The sequence below is a fragment of the Streptomyces sp. SAS_281 genome (assembly GCF_052542855.1).
In genome coordinates this window covers 1-18,632 of record NZ_JBMNDO010000149.1, presented here as the reverse complement: position 1 = coordinate 18,632, position 18,632 = coordinate 1, and the positions used below count along the sequence as shown (strand labels likewise).

Sequence of the window (18,632 nt, the reverse complement as noted above, 5' to 3'; positions counted from 1 at the left end):
CGGCGGCGTCCGGTGCGTGCGATCGCAAGGCGGAGGGTCGCCCCGATACCGGGTGTATCGGGGCGATCCCGACAACGCGGCGAGCGTGCGTGCCAGGCGCCGCCGGACAGGCGGGACTTCCGAAACACGCCCTAAGGGCTGTACGGCGGCCAGGAGTGAGGAACGTAACGCAGAGGCCTCGTATCGACGGGTGGGCGAGGTCTGCTGCCGGGCCGGGTTCTCTGCTTCAATGGGGGGCATGGCCAGCTTCCCGCACACCTCGACCGGTCGCAGCGACCTCGAGCCGTTCTGGCCGTCCCGTCAGCACCACGACTTCGACCGGGTGTGTTGCCGCGCGCTGAGCGCGCCGGCCCTCTGAGCCCTCACCCGGCCTCCGGTCCGCGCGCACGCGGCAAGTCCGTCCACCGACGACTCCTTCGCGCGAAAGAGCTGACCCTCATGGCGAACACCCGTACCTTCTCCGCTGTCGCTGCGACCTCCTCGGTCCGTCCCTCCGCCCCCGACCGGCACCGGCTGCGCGCCGTCGCCCCCGACGAGGTCGTCCGGCCGGCCGACGTCTCGGCGCTCCTGACGCCGGGCGCGACCTGGCTGCCCGCCCCCCAGCACACCCTGCCGAGCCTGCCGGGCCGCCCGCCGATGGTCGGCTACCTGGTGCTCGTGCCCGCCGACCAGCAGCCGGCCTTCGCCGCCGTCGCCGCGCAGTACGCGGTGACGGAGCCGGCGAAGGCCGAGCCGGGGGCGGCGGGCCCGGTGACCATCGACTCCGTACAGCGCTCCGCTTCGGTGAACGGGCGGACGCTGGACCTCACCTACCTGGAATTCGAGCTCCTGGCCCACCTGGTGGCCCATCCCCACCGCGTCCACACCCGCGACCAGCTGGTGACCACGGTCTGGGGTTACGGGCACGTGGGCGACGGCCGCACCGTCGACGTCCACATCGCCCGGCTGCGCCGCAAGCTGGGCGCCGAGCACCGCCGCTCGATCCAGACCGTGCGCCGGGTCGGGTACAAGTACACGCCCTGACGGGCAGGCCCAAGGGGCGGGCCCCGGTTCCGGTACGCGCTACCGGAACCGGGGCCCGCCTCGTACACCCGCGTCAGCGCGGTGCGGGTCCGACCAGGTCCGGCGCCGGGGCCGGGGGCTCCGCGGGTTCGCCGTGGTCCAGGCCCGGCAGCCGGCGCAGGCCGCGCGGGGTGCGCCAGTTGCGCTCGCCGAGCAGCGCCATCGCGGAGGGCAGCAGCACCATCCGTACGAGCGTGGCGTCCAGCAGGACCGCGACCGCGAGGCCGACGCCCATCTGCTGCATGTCCTGCATGGACAGGGTGGCGAAGACCGAGAACACCGCCACCATGATCACGGCCGCCCCGGTCACCGCGCCGGCCGTGCGGCGGATGCCCTCGTCGATCGCGGCCCGGTTGCCGATCCCCCGCCCGTGGGCCTCGCGGATCCGGGAGACGACGAAGACGTGGTAGTCCATCGAGAGGCCGAACAGGACGACGAGGACGAACAGCGGCATCCAGGACTCGACCGCGCCGACGCCCTCCGAGCCGATGAGTCCGGCGCCCCAGCCGTGCTGGAAGACCGCCGTCATCACCCCGTACGCGGCGGCCACGGAGAGCAGGTTGAGGACGATGGACGTCACGGCGATCACGTACGAGCGGAAGCAGAACAGCATCAGCAGGAACGTCACGGCGGCGATGAAGAGGAAGACGGGGGCGATGCCGCGCTTCAGCTGGTCGTTGAAGTCGACGGACCCGGCCATCTCGCCGGTCACGTGGGCGCGGGCGCCGGTGGAGTCGAAGGCGGCGGGCAGGCGGTCCTCGCGCAGGGCGGTGAGGTCCTTCTCCCCACCGGGCAGCGGGACCTCGAACTCGGCGACGTTCTCCGCCCGGTGCACGGTGACGTGGTCGAAGCCGGCGAGGGCCTCGCGGACGGCCGGGGCGGTGATGTCGTCGGCCTCCACGACGACCTGGGCCGGGGCGGGGCCGCCGGGGAAGGTCTCGCTGATGTGGCGGTAGGCGACGGACAGCGTGGAGTCGGAGCCGAACTGCTTCTCCAGGCCCAGGGATTCGGTCTTCATGCCGATCGCGGGCGCGGCGAGCACCAGCAGGACGGTGACGGAGGCGGCGGCGAAGAACTTCGGGCGGTCGAGGACGGGCCGCAGCACCCGGCCGGCGATGCGGCCGCTCTGCTTGCCGCCCCGCTTGCCGCGCCGGTTCAGCAGCGGCACCCGCCCGGCCTCGACGCGGTCGCCGAGCCAGGACAGCAGGGCGGGCAGCACGGTGACGGAGCCGAGCATGGCGATGAACACGACGGTGATCGTGGCGAGGGCGAAGCCCTTGAAGAGCATCAGCCCCGACAGGAACATGCCGGCCATGGCGACCATCACGGTGATCCCGGAGACCAGGACGGCCCGGCCGCTGGTGGCGGCGGCGATGCGCAGGGCGGTCTCGGCGTCGCGTCCGGCGGCCCGCTCGTCGCGTTCGCGGCGCAGGTAGAAGAGGCAGTAGTCGACGCCGACGGCGAAGCCCATCAGGAACATCACGGAGTACGTGGTCTGGAACAGGTGCAGCTGGTGGCTGGCGAGCGAGAGCAGGCCGAAGGCGGCCATGCACGCGGTGAGCGCGAGTCCGACGGGCAGCAGGGCGGCGACGACGGCGCCGAAGGCGACCAGCAGGATGCCGAGGGCCAGCGGTACGGCGGTGAACTCGGCCTTCTTGAAGTCGTCCGCGAGCAGGTCGCCGAGCCACTTGCCGGCGCTGGCGTCCCCGAACTGGCTGACGGTGACGCCGGGATGCCCCTCCTCGACCCCGGCGACCGCGTCCAGCACGGGCTGCACCCGGTCGGGGGCCGTGTCCGGGTCGCCCTTCATCTCGAAGGTGATCAGCGCGTCCTTGCGGTCCTCGGACGCCACCGGGTCCGCGAGGCCGGTGACCTGGCCGGTGTCCTGGATGGCGGTGGTCAGCTCGCGGGCGGCGGTGCGCCAGCCGTCCGGCTCGGCGGAGGACACCATGACGAGTTCGCCGGCCCGGTGGCTGAGGCCCGCGTCGGAGAGGATCTGTTCGGCGCGGGCGGAGTCGCCCGCGCCGTTCTCGGCGTCGGTCATCTCGACCATGCCCGAGGCACCGCCGATGCCCGCGGCGAGTACGACGAAGAGCAGCCAGCCGAGAACGGCCGTCTTGCGGTGGTGTGCGCTCCACACACCGATACGTGCCGCGAGGTTACGCCTCATGGCGGGTTCGCCCCCTGTTGGTGGAAGTCCGACGATGCCCTTCGAATCTAGGAACGCCGGGCCGGCCGCCCCAGCCGGTGAAACCCCCGGTCACCCGGCACACAGGGCGAGGAACGGGGGGTGGTGCTGGGTACACCCCCACCGGGTGGCGAACCGGCTGCCCGGCGCCGGGTGTGCCGGGTCAGACTGTGTGCGACACGGGGCCGGCACGAGGGCCCGGCGAGGGGAAGAGGGACCGGGATGGACGCGAAACGGGGACGGATCGGATCGGCGCTGCTGGCCGCGTGGCGCGGGCTGGTGGTGTCGTTCGCCGCCCTCGCGGGCTCGTGCACGCTGTTCTCGCTGGCGCTGGTCTCCATGGCCACGATCCCGCTGGGCATCGGCCTGGTGACCACGCCGTACATCCTGGAGGCGGTCCGCAAGCACGCCAACCAGCGCAGGCTGCTCGCGATCACCTGGTCGGACGTGCGCATACCGGTCCCGTACCGGCCGTTCCCGAAGGATCTGCGGAGCGGGTTCACCGGGCAGGTGGAGCGGACCACGCTGATGCTGAAGGACCCGGCGACCTGGCGGGACATGCGGTGGATGCTGATCGACATGACGGCCGGCTACACGGTGGCGATCCTGGCCGCGGCGCTGATGGTCTACCCGGTGGAGGGGTTCGTCCTGGCGGCGGGGCTGTGGCGGGTCTTCACGGACGACCGGTACTGGTACGCCTTCGTCCCGGTCGACAGCCAGGCGACGGGGCTGATGGCCGCCGCGCTCGGCGTGGCGGTCTTCGCCGCCGGGGTGCTGCTGAGCGAGCGGCTGCTGCGCGCGCACTTCGTGCTGGCCCGGTCGGTGCTCGCCCCGACCCAGGAACAGGAACTCGCGCTGCGCATCGACCGGTTGACCGAGACCAGGCACGAGGCGGTGGACACGGCCGCGTCCGAGCTGCGGCGCATCGAGCGCGATCTGCACGACGGGGCGCAGGCCCGGCTGGTGGCGATGGGGATGAACCTCGGCACCGTCGAGGCGCTGATCGAGAAGGACCCGGCGCAGGCGAAGCAGCTCCTGGCGATGGCCCGGGAGTCCTCGGCCGAGGCGCTGACGGAGCTGCGCGACCTGGTCCGGGGCATCCACCCGCCGGTGCTCGCGGAGCGCGGGCTCGGGGACGCGGTGAAGGCGCTGGCGCTGCGGCTGCCGGTCCCGTGCGATGTGACCGTGGAGCTGGGGGGCCGGGCCGAGGCTCCGGTGGAGTCGGCGGCGTACTTCGCGATCAGCGAGGCGCTGACGAACGCGGCGAAGCACTCGGGGGCCGACCGGATCTGGGTGGACCTGCGCCACAGCGACGGATCGCTGCGGTTCACGGTCACGGACAACGGGAAGGGCGGCGCCTCGGTGGGCGCGGGTTCCGGGCTGAGCGGAATCGAACGGCGGCTCGGTACATTCGACGGCGTCATGGCCGTCAGCAGCCCCGCGGGCGGTCCCACCATGGTGACCATGGAGATCCCTTGCGAGTTGTCCTAGCCGAAGATCTCTTCCTGCTGCGCGACGGCCTGGTGCGGATGCTGGAGGCGTACGACTTCGAGATCGCGGCCGCCGTCGAGACCGGGCCGGAACTCACCAAGGCCCTCGCCGAGTTGGAGCCGGACGTCGCCGTGGTCGACGTCCGGCTCCCGCCGTCCCACACGGACGAGGGCCTGCAGTGCGCGCTGGCGGCCCGGCGGGCGCGGCCCGGGCTGCCCGTCCTCGTACTCTCGCAGCACGTCGAGCAGTTGTACGCGCGCGAGCTGCTGGCGGACGGCGACGGTGGGATCGGGTACCTGCTCAAGGACCGGGTGTTCGACGCGGACCAGTTCATCGACGCGGTCCGCCGGGTCGCGGCGGGCGGTACGGCGATGGATCCGCAGGTCATCTCGCAGCTGCTGACGCGGCGTTCGCAGGACAAGCCGATGGGCGGTCTGACGCCGCGCGAGCGGGAGGTCATGGGGCTGATGGCCCAGGGCCGGTCGAACGCGGCGATCGCCTCGCAGATGGTGATCACGGAGCGGGCGGTGGCCAAGCACACCTCGAACATCTTCGGGAAGCTGGGCCTGCCGCCGTCCGACGACGACAACCGCCGCGTTCTGGCCGTACTGGCGTATCTGGACCGGGGTTAGGAGCGGGACGGCGGCGGCTGGGCTCAGCCGTTGAACCAGGCCGCCACGTCGAGCCGGAAGGCGCCGCCCGGGGCCATCGTGCGCAGGTCGTCCTCCAGGGCGCGGACCCGCTCGGCGCCGAGGGCCCGGACCCACTCGGCGCGCAGCCGGTCGAAGCCGTCGGCGGACCGCCGGAGCACATCGATGCCGCGCGAGGTCAGCAGGACCAGCTTGCGGCGCCCGTCGGCCGGGTCGTCGGCGCGTTCCACGTAACCGAGGCTTTCCAGCCGGTCGACGGTCTTGCCGGCGGCCTGCTTGGAGACGCCCAGGCGGCGGCCGATCTCGCTGGCGGTCGCCCCCTCGATGCCGACGGCCTGGAGGGCGTAGCCGTACGCGGGCCGCATGTCCGGGTGTCCCTGCTCGGCCAGCTCGCGGTGGAGCGCGTCGATGACCGTACGGAAGCCGGCGAACAGCAGAAGGGGCAGCTCGAAACCCCTGCCGATCTCCTCGGGGCGCACTTCTCCCTGCCCGCCCGCACTCTCAGCCATTGCGAAACTCGACAACCTGGTTTACGTTTTCGTCAATCACGTTGTCGAGTTTACCCGAGAGGCCCCACCATGCCCGCGACCGCCTTCCCCGACCACACCCTCGAATCCGCCCCCGCCGCCGCCCGCCCCGGGCTGGCCGCCATCGCCGGGAAGCAGGGCTTCCTGCCGGCCGCCGCCGGGCGGATGGCCACCTCCCCCGAGGTGCTGAACGGCTTCCTCAGGATGAACGCGCTCTTCGAGTCCACCACCCTGGACAAGCTCTCGCGCGAGGTCCTGAGCATGACCATGGCCACCCGGAACGACTGCCACGTCTGCGTGGCGATGCACACCGGCATACTCACCGCCCTGGACGCCGCGCCCGCCCTCGTCGCCGCCCTGCGCGAGGGCACCCCGCTCCCGGACGGACGCCTGGAAGCCATGCGGCAGTTCACCCTGGCCGTCCTCGCCGCGCACGGGGCCGTGGACGGCACGGCGATCGAGGCGTTCACGGCCCACGGCTACACCACGCGCAACGCGCTGGAGGTGACCCTCGGCATCGCCGCCTACACCCTGTCCACCTTCGCCAACCGGATGACCGCAGCGCCGGTCGACGGCCCGCTGGCCCGGTTCGCCTGACACCCGCGGAGCATCCGGCGCACGCCGCCCGGAGTGACCATCGCACCATTCGCTCGTTCAGCTGAATGTGCGCCTACCGTCAGAGCTACCGCCGCCCGTCGCTCCGGTCGACGCGGAACAGGCCGAGGCCGCGCTGGTCGAGCACTACCCGCGGCTGGTGCGGATCGGCTACCTCCTGCTGCCGCCCTCGCCGAGCCGCGCCCGGCGCGTGTTCGCCGCCCACGCCCTCGCGCAGCGCTCCCTCCAGGCGGCCCACCGCGCCGGAGCCGCCGCCGTCCCCCTCCCCCGCCGGGCCCGCCGCCCCGGCCGCACCGACGACGCCGACCCCGCGTACACCTACGTGCGGCGCCAGGTGCTGCGCCGGGCGCTGGCGGCGGGGCGCGCCCGGCGCTTCCGGCCCTGGCCGCGCCGCGCCGCGTTGCCGCCCGCCCTGCCGTCGGCATGGGGCCTCCGCCTGCTCCCGCACCCGGGCGGCGCCGGGGAACTCGCCCTGGAGCGGGAGCTGGCGGCGCTCACCGCCCCCGCCCGGGCCGCGTTCGTCCTGCGCGGCTTGGAGGAACTCGCGGACGGCGATGTCCGGCGGGAGCTGGCCGCCGCCGGGGTCGCCGATCCGCACGCGGCCCTGACCGAGGCGGACGGGGTGCGGGCCGGCTACGCGCTGCTGGGCTCCCCGGAGTTCGACCCCTGCTCGCTCCAGGCCCGGCCGCCCGATCTGCCGGGCCGCCGCAGACGGGCCCGCACCGCGCTCGCCGCCGGCGCCGCGCTCCTGGTGTGCGGGGCGCTGCTCGGTCTGCCCGGCGACGGCTGGGGGCACGCGTCGCGGTCCGCCCCGCTGTACGCGCGCAATCCGGCGTCCGAAGCGGCCCTGGACCCGGGGGCGTTGCGCCGGGTGCCCGCGTCGTACTGGCTCCGCTCGCCGCGTACGGACTTCACCGTCTGGCCCACGCGCGGCGACCGCACCGGGGACACCCGGCTGCTGCGGCGGGCCCTTGAGGTGTGGGCCCGGCCGGGCGCCGGGGTCCGGACCTCGGCGACGCCCGGCACGCCCACGGGCCCGCCGATGGGCGCCCCGCAGCTGCTGTACGCGGGTGAAGTGGGGGAATCCGCCGTGGTGCTGTTCCACGACGGGCTGCGCGTGGTGCGGTACGCGGAGCCGCGCAACGCCGACCCCGCGCTGGGCGCCGCCCTCGACTTCGCCCGGGTGGACGGGGCGGACGAGGCGTCGTCGGGCGCGCTGGTGGTGGCCCGGACCGGGGACGGGGTGCGCTATCTGACGGCGCCCTGGGTGCGGGGGGCCAAGGTGCGGGACCTGCGCGCGCCGGACCGGGCGCCGCGCCCGCTGCACCGCTCCCCGGACGGGGTGACCGGCCCGCTGGCCGACCCGGCGGCGGGCTCCGGCTGCCGGTCCTGGGAGGCCGTCGAGCTGGCCGGGGGCTCATCGGTGCGGCTGGTCACGGACCTGGGCGAGCTGGCCCCGGCCCGGCTGACCTCGGGCGCCCCGGGGAGCCCGCACGACGTCACGGGGCGGGCCGAACGGGAGAGCTGGGCGCGGACCGCGTGTCTGCTGCGGGAGGTCCGGTCGCACGGGGTGCGGTCCGTCAACTCCTGGGCCTACGCCCGGCAGGCGCTGCCCGAGGACGGTGGCACGGCGCACTGGCTGTGCACCCGGGCGGAGACCTGGCGGGGCTCGGGGAGCAGGGTCGTCGTCCAGTTCCAGGCCCCGTCCGCCCGGCCGGCGGCGCCCGGCGCGGTCGCGGCGCGCGCGGAGGACGCGCCGGAGTGCGGGGCGCGGGTGCCCAGGGTGCTGGCGGGCGTGCTGTGGCAGTCGCCGGGCGGGCGGTGGTACGTCCTGGCGGCGGGCAGCGGGCAGTTCGCGTCGCTGTCCACGTCGGGCGGGGTGGCGGGCACCGTGCGGGGGCGGCTGCTCGCGGTCCCCGCGGCCGAGGGCGTCCGGCCGCGGCTCGACGGACGGCTGAAGGACGGCAGCCGGGTCGGCGCGCTGCACTGATCCGCCGCCGGACGCCGTGCGCACGGACCCCCCTCCGGACCGCGTCTCACGGTGCCGGACCTCCGATCCGGCCGGACCCACCGGTCGGTACGCTGGGGGCCATGACGACCGGGGTGCGGCGCAGGATGGGCGTCGAGGAGCGCAGGCAGCAGCTGATCGGCGTCGCCCTGGAGTTGTTCAGCCACCGGGCGCCGGACGAGGTGTCGATCGATGAGATCGCGGCGGCGGCCGGGATCTCGCGGCCCCTGGTCTACCACTACTTCCCGGGCAAACAGAGTCTGTACGAGGCGGCGTTGCGCCGGGCGGCCGACGAGCTGGCGGCCAGGTTCCTGGAGCCGCGCGAAGGTCCGCTCGGCGCCCGGCTGTTGCGGGTGATGGACCGGTTCTTCGACTTCGTGGACGAGCACGGACCCGGGTTCGCGGCGCTGATGCGGGGCGGCCCCGCGGTGGGTTCGTCCACGGCGAACGCCATGGTCGACGGGGTGCGCCGGGCCGCCTGCGAACAGATCCTGGCCCATCTGGACGTCGGGGAGCCCCCGGCCCGGCTGGAGTTGGTCGTCCGGTCCTGGGTGTCGCTCGCCGAGGCGACGGCGCTGCTCTGGCTGGACGGGCGGCGGGTGCCCCGGGCGGAGCTGGAGTTGCAGCTCGTGCACGACTTCGCGGCGCTGGCCGCCGTGAGCGCGGCGTACGACGAGGAGATGGCGGGGATCGTGCTGCGGGTGCTGGCGCAGGAGCCGGCGGACGGGCCGTTCGGGGACCTGCTGGCCCGGCTCTCCGCCCTCGCACCCGCCGTGCCGGCGGTGCCCGCGCAGCGGCTGCCGTAAGGCGGCACGCGAGGGGCCGCGTGCCGCCTCCGGGGTTCAGCGTCGTACGGACACGAACGGCTGGGGCTCCGCGCCCCCGGCGGTCGAGGTGCCGACCACCGTGAGTCCCGCCCTGCCTCCGGTCACCGCGTTCGCGACGTTCTCCACCGGGCCCGACGCCGTGGGCTGCGGGAGTCCGAGGTCCTTCCAGTGGTTGCGGCCCGTCGGATTCCAGGCCCACGCCAGCGCGTCCCGCCGCTCACCGAGGGTCTGGCCCACGACGGCGATCCCGCCCCCGGAGCGTGCGGTGACACCGAAGAGCCGTGCGGGCACGTCCGGCACGGCGAGCTTGTGCCAGCCGGTGGCGTCGTGGCGGGCGACCAGGGCGCGCGTAGTCCCGTCCTCGGGCGACCAGTCCTCGCCCACCAGCCACAGCGCGCCGTCCCCGGTCACCGCGAACTTCTGGGCCTGCCCGGGGACGTCCGTGACGCCGGGGGCGTCCACCCGCTGCCAGGTGGCGCCGTCGTAGTGCAGCAGCAGGGGGCGGCCGGTGTCACCGTCGTAACCGGCCGCCCAGACGTCATCGGCGGCGACCGCCTGTATGCCGTTCAGGTACCAGTACTCGCCGGGCAGTTCGGGAAGCGGTACGTCATGCCAGGCCGTCCCGTCGAAGTGGCGGACGATTCCGGCGGTCCGGTACTGGATGTTCCACGTCCCCTTCGCCTCGTTCCAGGTGCGGGAGACCTCGATCTGCGCGTTCCCGGCGGCCCAGGCGCCGCCCGCACGGGCGTCCACGTCCAGCAGCGAACCGGCGTCCGACTTCTCCGGCAGCTCCGCCGCCACGACCTGCCAGCGCTCGCCGTCGAAGTGCTGGGTGTACACCTTTCCGTCCAGGGCGGCGGAGTCGTCGCCGACGAGCCACACGTCACGGCCGCCGTTCGCGTCCATGGCGTTGACCCGGCTGCTGACGTCCCCGGCGGCCGTGGTCGCCGACTCCACGGGCGTCCACGCCGCTCCGGGCTCTGCGCGTTCGGCCACGACGGGCCGGAAGCGGGTCACCTGGCCCTCGTTGTGGACGGTGAACCCGGCCGCCCAGGTCCTCCCCCGCCCCACGTTCGCGACGTCGAGGAGCGTGGCGTCGCTGTACGGGGCCGCCTCGGCCGCCCAGGCGCGTGCGGGCCCGTCCAGCGCGGAGGCGGGCACGGGCGCGGACAGGGCGACGGTCAGGGCGGCCGTGGCGACGGCGGCGTGGAGCAGTGAGCGGCGGCTGTACTTCAGCACGGGGTGGTTCCTTCCGGAGACGGTCTCACCCGGTAAGTGCCGTGGCCCGCCCGCCGGGTTGCACCCGGGCCGGGTCAGACCTTGCGGTAGGAGGGGTCCAGGTCCCGGGCCTCGGCCGAGAGGTGCGGTGCCGGACCGGTGACCGTGCCGAGGTGGGCGCGCAGGAGCTCCAGGACGGCCTCGGTGAGCCGGGCCTTGGTCTCCGGGGTGCGGCCGGGCAGCAGCGAGATGTCCACGTGCACGAGCACGTCTCCGGCCGGCGCGTCCGCCACCACGGTCTCCTCGGCCCGGCGGAACCGGGTCTTGCAGGCGGCGATCTTGGTGTCGACGGTCGCGGCGACGACCGGGTGCAGCGCGAGGGCGAAGGCGGGGCGGTCGAAGGTGTCGCCGAGTTCGGCGGAGTAGTCGACGGTGATCTGCGGCATGACGGCCTCCGGGGCGGTCGGGCGGTGGGCGGACGGTGTCCAGCCTCCCCGTACCGGTGAAGGTCGCACAACAGGTATCCGCTAGGTGAGCAGCTCCCCGTGCAGCGCCAGGGCGAGGCCCGCCTCCGCGCTGTCGGCCCGGCCCTGTTCGAACGCGCGCCGGTACGCCGCGTCGCCGACGGCCTCCCGGGCGCGCCGCTCGCAGGTCTCGCGGACCGGGCCGAGCTCGGGGGTGCCGCGCTGGGGGTGGCCGACCATGCGCCAGTAGACCTGTCCGGTGCCGTAGACCCGGGCGGCCCTGGCCCCCTCGCCCTGGGCGGCGATGGCGGCGGCCAGGATGTCCAGGCCGAGCGCGATGCCGAAGCGGTCGCGGAGCCGGTGCTTGCCGGCGAGCATGGCCCGGGCGTGCGCGGCGGCGGGTGCGGCGCGGCCCTGGAGCAGGGCGATCAGGGCGAGTTGGTAGTCCACGTAGGACCGGGTCCAGCACTCGTCCTGGGCTTCGCAGGCCGCCCGCAGCACGACGGCGGCCGACGCGGCCTCCTCCAGCCGGCCGAGCCCGGTGAGGGCGAAGACGGTGATGAGGTGGCAGCGCAGCCGGTAGGCCGCTTCGAGGCGGGTGCCGGACGCGGTGGTCCGGAGCACCCGCTGCGCCTCGCGGAGGCCCTTCTCGGGCTCGCCGGTCATCAGGTGGGTGAGTCCGCGCAGGTACGCGGCGGCGAGGATGCCCTCGTCGGTGCCGTCGGCGGCGGCCGCGCGGACGCACTCCCTGCCGATGCGTTCGGCGGCCGGGTAGTCGCCCTGGAGGAGGACGCAGATGCCGAGCACCCACAGCACCCGGGTGCGGTGGGGGCCGTCGGCCGGTCCGGTGTCCAGGGCGCGCTGGGCGTAGCCCCGGGTCTGTGGGAGGTGGCCGCAGCAGCACCAGAAGAAGCCGATGCGGCCGGCCATCTCCTGGGCGGTGGCGGTGTCGTGCGCGAGGAGGTGGTCGAGCGCGGCGCACAGGTCGGCGTGCGCGTCGGCGATGCGGTGGTACCAGAGGATCTGGTCGTCGCCGGTCCAGCCCGCGTGGGCGTTCCGGGCGAGGCTCAGGAAGCAGGCGGCGTGCCGGTCGGCGGCGGACCGTTCCTCGCCCAGCTCCGCGAGCCACATCCGGCCGTACTCGCGCAGGGTGTCGAGCATGCGGTGGCGGGTGCCCTCGCGGGTGACGACGGACTTGGCGGCCAGGCCGCGCAGGGCGGTGCGGACGCCGTCCCCGGTGAGGGGGCCGCCGGCGCAGACGGTGACGGCGGTGTCCTCGTCGAAGTCGCCGCGGAGCACGGTGAGCCGGGCCCACAGGAGCCGTTCGAGCGGGCTGCACAGCTCGTGGGACCAGCCGATGGTGGTGCGCAGGGTGCGGTGGCGGACCGGGCGGAGGGTGGCGTCGGCGAAGGCGTCGAGCCGGGAGCCGAGGCGCTGGGCGATCTCCTGCACGCTCTGCCGGCCGACCGCGGCGGCGGCGAGCTCGATGGCGAGCGGGATGCCGTCGAGGCGGCGGCAGATGTCGGCGGCGGCCTCGGCGGTGCCGGGTTCCCGGAACGGGGTGGCGGGGGCGGCGGCCGTGGCGCGTTCCCGGAAGAGGGTGAGCGCGTCGGCGGCGCCGTCGACGGGCAGCGGGTCGACCTCCACGAGCTGTTCGCCCCGGAGGTCGAGGGGCTGGCGGCTGGTGGCGAGGACGGTGAGTCCCGGCGAGGTGGTCAGGATCTCGCCGAGGAGGTGGGCGCAGGCGGGGCGCAGGTGCTCGCAGGAGTCCAGGACGAGCAGGAGCTGTTTGTCGCCGAGCCATTCGCACAGCACGTCGATGGGCGCGCGCAGGGTGTGGTCGCTGAGGCCGACCGCGTCGGAGACGGTGGCGAGGAGGAGTTCGTCGTCGTGCAGCGGGGCGAGGTCGGCCCACCGGACGCCGTCGCGGTAGCCGGGTGCGGCACGGCGGGCGGCGCGGAGCGCGAGCCGGGTCTTCCCCACGCCTCCGGTGCCGGTGAGGGTGGTCAGCCGGCCGGTGGCGAGGGCGTGTTCGAGCCCGGTGAGCTCGGCCGTCCGTCCGACAAAGCTGGTGGTCTCCTCGGGGAGGTTGCTGGCCATCGTCACCGTCGCTGCACAGGTGGAGTGAAAGGCGTGCCCGGGGGTGTGTGGAGCTGCACCCCCGGGCGGGTGCCCATACGGTAGTCCTGTGACGGTCAGCGCAGGGTGAACACCGCCACTGTGCGTCCCGGAACGGTGAAGCTGCCCGAACTCCGCTCGTAGGAGGACTTCTTGACGGTAGAATCCGCGCCCTTCGCCTGCACGGGGTGCAGGGCGTAGTCCTTGCCGGCCAGCTCGGCGACCTTCTGGGTGCTGGTGCCGGGCGCGGCGTTGAAGACGACGACGAGGGTGCCGAGGCGCATGGTGATCACGCCGGGGGTCTCGTCCTCGCCGGACAGCGGGAAGGAGAGCCGGGACTGCACCTGCGCGGCGGACGCCAGGTCGAAGTCCTTCTCCGTGGTGCGGATGGTGAGCAGGTCGCGGTACGCGGCCGAGGCGCCGTCGATCTGTGCGCAGCCCGGGCTGACCGTGTCGTTGGTCAGCAGGGGCTTCGCGTAGGGCCACTTGGCCTCGTTGTCCGCGGCGGGCGGCAGTCCGCGCCCGAAGCCGTTGCCGGCCCGGCAGTCCCAGTGCAGGGCGTTGAACCAGTCACCGCTGTCGAAGGAGTTGCGGTCCAGCGACTTGGAGCGCAGCAGGTCCGTGCCGGCCTGGGAGAGCGCGGGGCCCTGCGAGAGGGTCGCCGTCGCCATGGCCAGGACCTGCATGCGGGCCCGGTCGGCGGCCGGGGTGCCCGCCGGGAGCTTGAACGCGAGCGCGTCGTACAGGGTCTCGTTGTCGTGGGCGTCGGCGTAGGCGAGGGCGTCACCGGGTGCGGCGGCGTAGCCGGCCGGGGCGCCGTTGTAGTCGACGCCGGAGCCCTTGACGGTGTTCCCGGAGGTGTCGGTGAACGTGTAGTCGGCGAGGTTGCCGGTGAGGCCGACCTTGATCAGGTCCTGGTAGTGCAGCAGGCGGGCCTTCTGCTCGGCCTGCGTGCCGTTGGCGGTGGAGGTGTTGGGGTCGGTGTAGAGGCCGGTGGCGAAGCCCTGGACGCCGGGGTCCTCGTCGAACGGGGAGCCGCCGCGTACGGCGTCGCGGGCCCGGTCGGAGAAGGTGGCGATGCCGGTGCCGGCCATGTTCTTCTGGGTGGCCTGGACGAAGCGGGCGTCGTCGGCGATCTCGCCGAAGTTCCAGCCCTCCCCGTACAGGATGATCTTCTTGCCGTCCACGCCGTCCTTGGCCACGGTCAGCGCGTCGAGGGCCTTGCGCACGGCCAGGATGTTGGCCTTGGGGTGGTGGCCCATCAGGTCGAAGCGGAAGCCGTCGACCTTGTACTCCTTGGCCCAGGTGACGACCGAGTCCACGACGAGTTTGCCCATCATGGTGTTCTCGGGGGCGGTGTTGGCGCAGCAGGTGGAGGTGGCGACGGTGCCGTCCTCCAGGAGCCGCTGGTAGTAGCCGGGCACGATCCGGTCGAGGACGGACGTGGCGGCCTGGCCGGAGGCGACGGTGTGGTTGTAGACGACGTCCATGACGGTGCGCAGTCCGGCGCCGTTGAGGCCCTGGACCATCTGCCGGAACTCGACCGTGCGCTTCGTGCCGTCCGGGTCGGAGGCGTAGCTGCCCTCGGGGACGGTGTAGTGCAGCGGGTCGTAGCCCCAGTTGAAGGCGTCCTTCGCGGCGGCCTTCGCCACGCACGCCTGCTGTTCGGCGGAGTCGGGGGCGTAGACCGACAGGTCGCAGGCGGGCTTCCGCTGGTCCTTCTTGTTCTCGGGGATGGTGCCGATGTCGAAGGCGGGCAGCAGGTGGACGTAGCTGGTGCCGGCGTCGGCGAGCTGCTTGAGGTGCTTCATCCCGTCGGAGCGGGTGTCGGTGAAGGCCAGGTACTCGCCGGGGTGCCTGGAGGTGGGGTCCGCGATGGAGAAGTCGCGGATCTGGAGCTCCTGGATCTGCGCGTCGCGCAGCGGCACGGCGGCGGGCTTGCGGAGCTGGTCCCAGCCCTTGGGGGCGAGCTTCCGGTCCTCCAGGTCGACGACGAGGCTGCGGGCGGAGTCGGTGGTGAGCGCGGTGGAGTAGGGGTCGGTGACCTTGTTGGTGACGAGCTTCTGGACGGTGGGCGCCCAGACGTTCACGACGTACCGGTAGGGCTTGCCGGTCCAGTTCTTCCTGCCCGTGACGGACCAGACGCCGGTGCGGTCGTCGCGCCGCATGCGCACGGTCCGCCCGTCGAGTTCGAGCGCGACCGTACGGGCGGTGGGGGCCCACACGGAGAGGGTGGGGGTGCCGTGGCGGAAGACCGGACCGAGTGCGGCACCGCTCGCCTTGGCGCCGTAGAGGTCGTCGAGGACTCCGGCGCTCTGCACGCCGGTGGCGGCGAGCAGGGCCCCGTTGGCGGCGCGCTGGGTGGCGATGAGCTGGCCGCGCAGGGCCTCGCGGACGCGGTCGCGGTCCCGGGCGTCGACGGTGAAGGCGGGGTAGTCCTTGAGGTGCGGGTACGTGGCCTTCTGGGCGTCGGTCAGCGCGGACGGGGTGAGGCGCAGCCACTGGCCCTCGTCGCTGAGGGCGCCGTCCCGGACGGTGATGCCGCCGTCCTTCGCGTACACGAGCTGCTGGCTGGTGGCCTCGGTGGCCTTCACCTTCCAGACGACCGTGCCGGCGTCGATCCACTGCGCCTCGGCCTTGGTGAGGTCGGGCGTGGGTACTCCGCCGGCCTGCGGGAGCAGGTAGCCGGCCCGGCCGCCGAGCAGCCACACCTCGTGGCCGTAGGTGGCGAGGTCGAGGGCCTGGTCGCTGGGGAGGTCCTTCTCGTCGCCCCGGTGCAGGATGTAGCTGAGCGAGGTGGCCCCGTCGGTGAGGGGGACCTCGAAGGTGAGCCCGGAGGCGTCCTTCTTCACGGGCTGGAGCGGCTTCGCCCAGTCCGTGGGCTCCTTGGCGCCGGTCCAGGTGTGCAGCCCCCAGCCGTCGTAGTCGCCGTCGGCGCGGTAGTAGTGCAGGACGGCCTTGGTGGTGTCCTGCGCCGGGTGGGCGCCGTCGGGCGCGGTGTCGGCCTGGCCGTCCTCGCCCTGCGCGATCCACACCTCACCGGTCCTGGCGAGGTCCACGGTGCGCTCGGGCCCCTCGGCGGATCCGTCCTTCTCGACGGTGTACGGGACGGTGGCGGCGCCCTCGGGCACCTCGACCCACGCGAACGCGCCGTACGCGTCGCGCCCGGCGAAGGCGGCGGTGGTCCCGCCGGACTTCAGCCGCCAGCCGTCGTAGTCGCCGTCGGCGCGCTTGTAGTGGACGACGGCGTAGTCCCGCTCGACGGCGACGGGCCTGGCGGGGGCGGGCGCCTGTCCGGCGGTGGACGAGGCGGTGGCACTCGCGGTGCGGCCGGCGCGGTCCACCACGACGGCCTTGTAGCGCAGCGGTGTTCCGGCGGCGGTCTTGTCGCTCAGCGTCTGGGTGACCTTGTACGGGGCGTGGTCGGCGGTGCCGAGGGTGGTCCACTTGCCGTTGCCGGTCTGGGCGGCGAAGACGACCCGGTTGAGCGAGCCGCCATCCACGCCGGCGGTCAGCTCGACGGTGCCGGTGGCGCCGGCGGCCGGGGCCTTCAGGGTGACGGAGGGCTTGGCCGCCGGGGCCGCGAGGGGCTTCGCGGCGCGGAGCACGATGCTCGACAGGGCCGGGACGGTGACCGTGATCCTCTTGTCGGCGCCACTGCGGATCGTGCCGGAACCGCCGTACAGGGTGCGGAAGTCCATGCGGGCGGAGTCGGTGGACAGCTCGACGGTCTTCGCGGAGGTGCCGTTGTTGACGGCGACCACGTACTCGTCGCCGCGCCTGGCGTCCGTACGCGAGAAGGCGTACACGGAGCCCTCGGCGTACCGCTCGGTCTGGACGCCGTCGCGGAGCGCCGGGTTGTCCCGGGTCAGCTTCGAGAGGGCGGCGATGGAGCGGTAGAGCGGGTGGGTCTCGTCGTACGCGTCGGAGGCGTGCGTGCGGTCGGTGCCCAGCTCGTCGTCGTCCAGGTAGTCGGCGGTCTTCGAGGCGAACATCGTCTGGCGGGCGTCCTTGTCGCCGCCGGCGCCCGTGAAGCCCTGCTCGTCGCCGTAGTAGACGACGGGGTTGCCCCGGCTGAGGAACATCAGCTCGTTGGCGAGCTCCGCGCGCTTCACCAGCTCCGCGTCACCGGCCTTCGGGTTGTCCTGCTTCAGGAAGGTCCCGATGCGGCCCATGTCGTGGTTGCCGAGGAAGGTCACCTGCTCGTAGGCGTTGGCCTTGTCGGTGGTGTACCGGTAGTCGTCGCCGAAGACGGCGGCGAGCTTCGAGGCCGGGGCGCCCTGCGAGGCGTACCCCCGGGCCGCCTCCTGGAAGGGGAAGTCGAGCGTGGCGTCCAGCCGGCCCTGCGTGACGTACGGCGAGGTGACGGCGGTGTCCGAGGAGTAGACCTCGCCGAACATGAAGAAGTCCTCGCGCCCGTGCTTGGCCGCGTACGCGTCGAGCGCGGTCGCCCACTGGGTCCAGAAGTCCATGTCGACGTGTTTGACGGTGTCGATCCGGAACCCGTCGATGTCGAAGTCCCGGACCCACTTCTCGTAGATCTTCTCCATGCCGGAGACGACCTCGGGCCGCTCGGTCCACAGGTCGTCCAGGCCCGAGAAGTCGCCGTACGTGGTGGATTCGCCGGCGTACGTGGAGTCCCCGCGGTTGTGGTACATCGTCGGGTCGTTGAGCCAGGACGGCGTCTTGCCGCCGCCGCTCACCGGCTTGTACGGGAAGGAGTCGGTGTCCGCCTTCGCCATGCCGGCGGCGTCGTCGAAGGGGCGGCCGTCGCGGTCGAGGTAGGGGTAGGCGCCCTTGGACCGGTAGCCGTAGGTCTTCTCGGCGTAGTCGACGGTGTCGGCGGTGTGGTTGGTGATGACGTCGAAGAAGACCTTCATGCCCTTGCGGTGGGCCTTGTCGATCAGCTTCGTCAGGTCGGCGTTGGTGCCGAAGTGCGGGTCGACCCGGGTGAAGTCGGTGATCCAGTAGCCGTGGTAGCCGGCCGAGGCGTCCTTGCCGGTGCCCTGCACGGGCCGGTTCTTGAAGATCGGCGCGAGCCAGATGGCGGTGGTGCCGAGCCCCTTGATGTAGTCGAGCCGGTCGGTCAGCCCCTTGAGGTCGCCGCCCTGGTAGAACCCCTTGTCGGTGGGGTCGTATCCGGTCTCCAGGCGCGAACCGGTGAGCCCGCCCCGGTCGTTGCCCGTGTCCCCGTTCGCGAACCGGTCGGGCATCACGAAGTAGAACTGCTCGCGGGTCAGGTCGTGCCGGGTGGCCCGGGAGGCCAGTTCGGCGTCCGAGGGCGCGGCGGGCGGCCGGGCCGCGGCGGCGGGCAGCGCGGGCACCAGGGCCGCGCACAGGGCGGCCGCGACGACGGCGGTCGCCGTTCTGCGTGCGGGCACGCGCGGGTACGGACGTTTCACTCGGACTCTCCTAGCAGGGGTACGGGGGTGTGCGGGGCCGGGGGGGGGGGGGGGGGGGGGGG

Annotated in this window: 12 protein-coding genes; 6 read left to right on the top strand and 6 right to left on the bottom strand. The window is 73.6% G+C overall.

Features of this window, described 5'->3' with window-relative positions; genetic code table 11:
• The first annotated feature begins 438 nt into the window (after positions 1-438).
• The gene (locus ACN6LM_RS34230) at positions 439-1,023 is read left to right on the top strand and encodes a winged helix-turn-helix domain-containing protein (RefSeq protein WP_445069279.1); all 585 of its coding nucleotides are present in this window, start codon (positions 439-441) and stop codon (positions 1,021-1,023) included.
• 73 nt (positions 1,024-1,096) lie between these two features.
• Here ACN6LM_RS34230 and ACN6LM_RS34225 read toward each other — a convergent pair whose 3' ends face one another.
• The gene (locus ACN6LM_RS34225; RefSeq protein ID WP_445069278.1) at positions 1,097-3,232 is read right to left on the bottom strand and encodes an MMPL family transporter; all 2,136 of its coding nucleotides are present in this window, start codon (positions 3,230-3,232) and stop codon (positions 1,097-1,099) included.
• 240 nt (positions 3,233-3,472) lie between these two features.
• On the opposite strand from ACN6LM_RS34225, the gene ACN6LM_RS34220 reads away from it, so the two are divergent.
• Both ACN6LM_RS34220 and ACN6LM_RS34215 read left to right on the top strand, forming a co-directional pair.
• The gene (locus ACN6LM_RS34220; protein ID WP_445069277.1) at positions 3,473-4,741 is read left to right on the top strand and encodes a sensor histidine kinase; all 1,269 of its coding nucleotides are present in this window, start codon (positions 3,473-3,475) and stop codon (positions 4,739-4,741) included.
• On the top strand, positions 4,726-5,373 hold the full coding sequence (locus ACN6LM_RS34215; RefSeq protein ID WP_445069276.1) for a LuxR C-terminal-related transcriptional regulator: 648 nt from the start codon (positions 4,726-4,728) through the stop codon (positions 5,371-5,373). The genes ACN6LM_RS34220 and ACN6LM_RS34215 overlap by 16 nt, the downstream gene beginning before the upstream one ends.
• A gap of 23 nt (positions 5,374-5,396) precedes the next feature.
• Here the strand turns inward: ACN6LM_RS34215 and ACN6LM_RS34210 are convergent, their stop codons facing one another.
• Positions 5,397-5,900, bottom strand: a complete 504-nt coding sequence (locus tag ACN6LM_RS34210) for a MarR family winged helix-turn-helix transcriptional regulator (protein ID WP_445069275.1) — start codon at positions 5,898-5,900, stop codon at positions 5,397-5,399.
• 69 nt (positions 5,901-5,969) lie between these two features.
• Between ACN6LM_RS34210 and ACN6LM_RS34205 the strand changes: the two genes are divergently transcribed.
• From ACN6LM_RS34205 to ACN6LM_RS34195, 3 genes are all read left to right on the top strand, one after another.
• Entirely contained in the window at positions 5,970-6,515 is a 546-nt protein-coding gene (locus ACN6LM_RS34205) for a carboxymuconolactone decarboxylase family protein (protein ID WP_445069274.1), read from the top strand.
• Between the two features lie 67 nt (positions 6,516-6,582).
• Positions 6,583-8,523 carry a hypothetical protein gene (locus ACN6LM_RS34200; protein ID WP_445069273.1) on the top strand — a complete coding sequence of 647 codons (1,941 nt, stop codon included), beginning with the start codon at positions 6,583-6,585 and terminating at the stop codon, positions 8,521-8,523.
• A 101-nt stretch (positions 8,524-8,624) separates the two neighbouring features.
• A complete protein-coding gene (locus tag ACN6LM_RS34195) occupies positions 8,625-9,347 on the top strand; it encodes a TetR/AcrR family transcriptional regulator (RefSeq protein WP_445069272.1) in 723 nt (240 codons plus the stop codon).
• Between the two features lie 36 nt (positions 9,348-9,383).
• Here ACN6LM_RS34195 and ACN6LM_RS34190 read toward each other — a convergent pair whose 3' ends face one another.
• From ACN6LM_RS34190 to pulA, 4 genes are all read right to left on the bottom strand, one after another.
• Positions 9,384-10,607 (bottom strand): hypothetical protein, encoded by a 1,224-nt coding sequence (locus ACN6LM_RS34190; protein ID WP_445069271.1) that lies wholly within the window; start codon positions 10,605-10,607, stop codon positions 9,384-9,386.
• Between the two features lie 74 nt (positions 10,608-10,681).
• Complete coding sequence (locus ACN6LM_RS34185) at positions 10,682-11,032, bottom strand: 5-carboxymethyl-2-hydroxymuconate Delta-isomerase (protein ID WP_445069270.1); 351 nt, start codon at positions 11,030-11,032, stop codon at positions 10,682-10,684.
• A gap of 81 nt (positions 11,033-11,113) precedes the next feature.
• Entirely contained in the window at positions 11,114-13,150 is a 2,037-nt protein-coding gene (locus tag ACN6LM_RS34180; protein ID WP_445069269.1) for an ATP-binding protein, read from the bottom strand.
• Positions 13,151-13,245: 95 nt separating this feature from the next.
• Positions 13,246-18,570 (bottom strand): pullulanase-type alpha-1,6-glucosidase, encoded by a 5,325-nt coding sequence (gene pulA, locus ACN6LM_RS34175; RefSeq protein ID WP_445069268.1) that lies wholly within the window; start codon positions 18,568-18,570, stop codon positions 13,246-13,248.
• Between the last annotated feature and the right edge of the window lie 62 nt (positions 18,571-18,632).

Excerpts from the sequence above, each read along its gene's own strand:
- ACN6LM_RS34195 (WP_445069272.1), top strand. The coding sequence starts at position 8,625 with ATGACGACCGGGGTGCGGCGCAGGATGGGCGTCGAGGAGCGCAGGCAG.
- ACN6LM_RS34210 (WP_445069275.1), bottom strand. The coding sequence starts at position 5,900 with ATGGCTGAGAGTGCGGGCGGGCAGGGAGAAGTGCGCCCCGAGGAGATC.
- ACN6LM_RS34185 (WP_445069270.1), bottom strand. The coding sequence starts at position 11,032 with ATGCCGCAGATCACCGTCGACTACTCCGCCGAACTCGGCGACACCTTC.
- ACN6LM_RS34205 (WP_445069274.1), top strand. The coding sequence starts at position 5,970 with ATGCCCGCGACCGCCTTCCCCGACCACACCCTCGAATCCGCCCCCGCC.
- ACN6LM_RS34230 (WP_445069279.1), top strand. The coding sequence starts at position 439 with ATGGCGAACACCCGTACCTTCTCCGCTGTCGCTGCGACCTCCTCGGTC.
- ACN6LM_RS34220 (WP_445069277.1), top strand. The coding sequence starts at position 3,473 with ATGGACGCGAAACGGGGACGGATCGGATCGGCGCTGCTGGCCGCGTGG.
- ACN6LM_RS34225 (WP_445069278.1), bottom strand. The coding sequence starts at position 3,232 with ATGAGGCGTAACCTCGCGGCACGTATCGGTGTGTGGAGCGCACACCAC.
- ACN6LM_RS34180 (WP_445069269.1), bottom strand. The coding sequence starts at position 13,150 with ATGGCCAGCAACCTCCCCGAGGAGACCACCAGCTTTGTCGGACGGACG.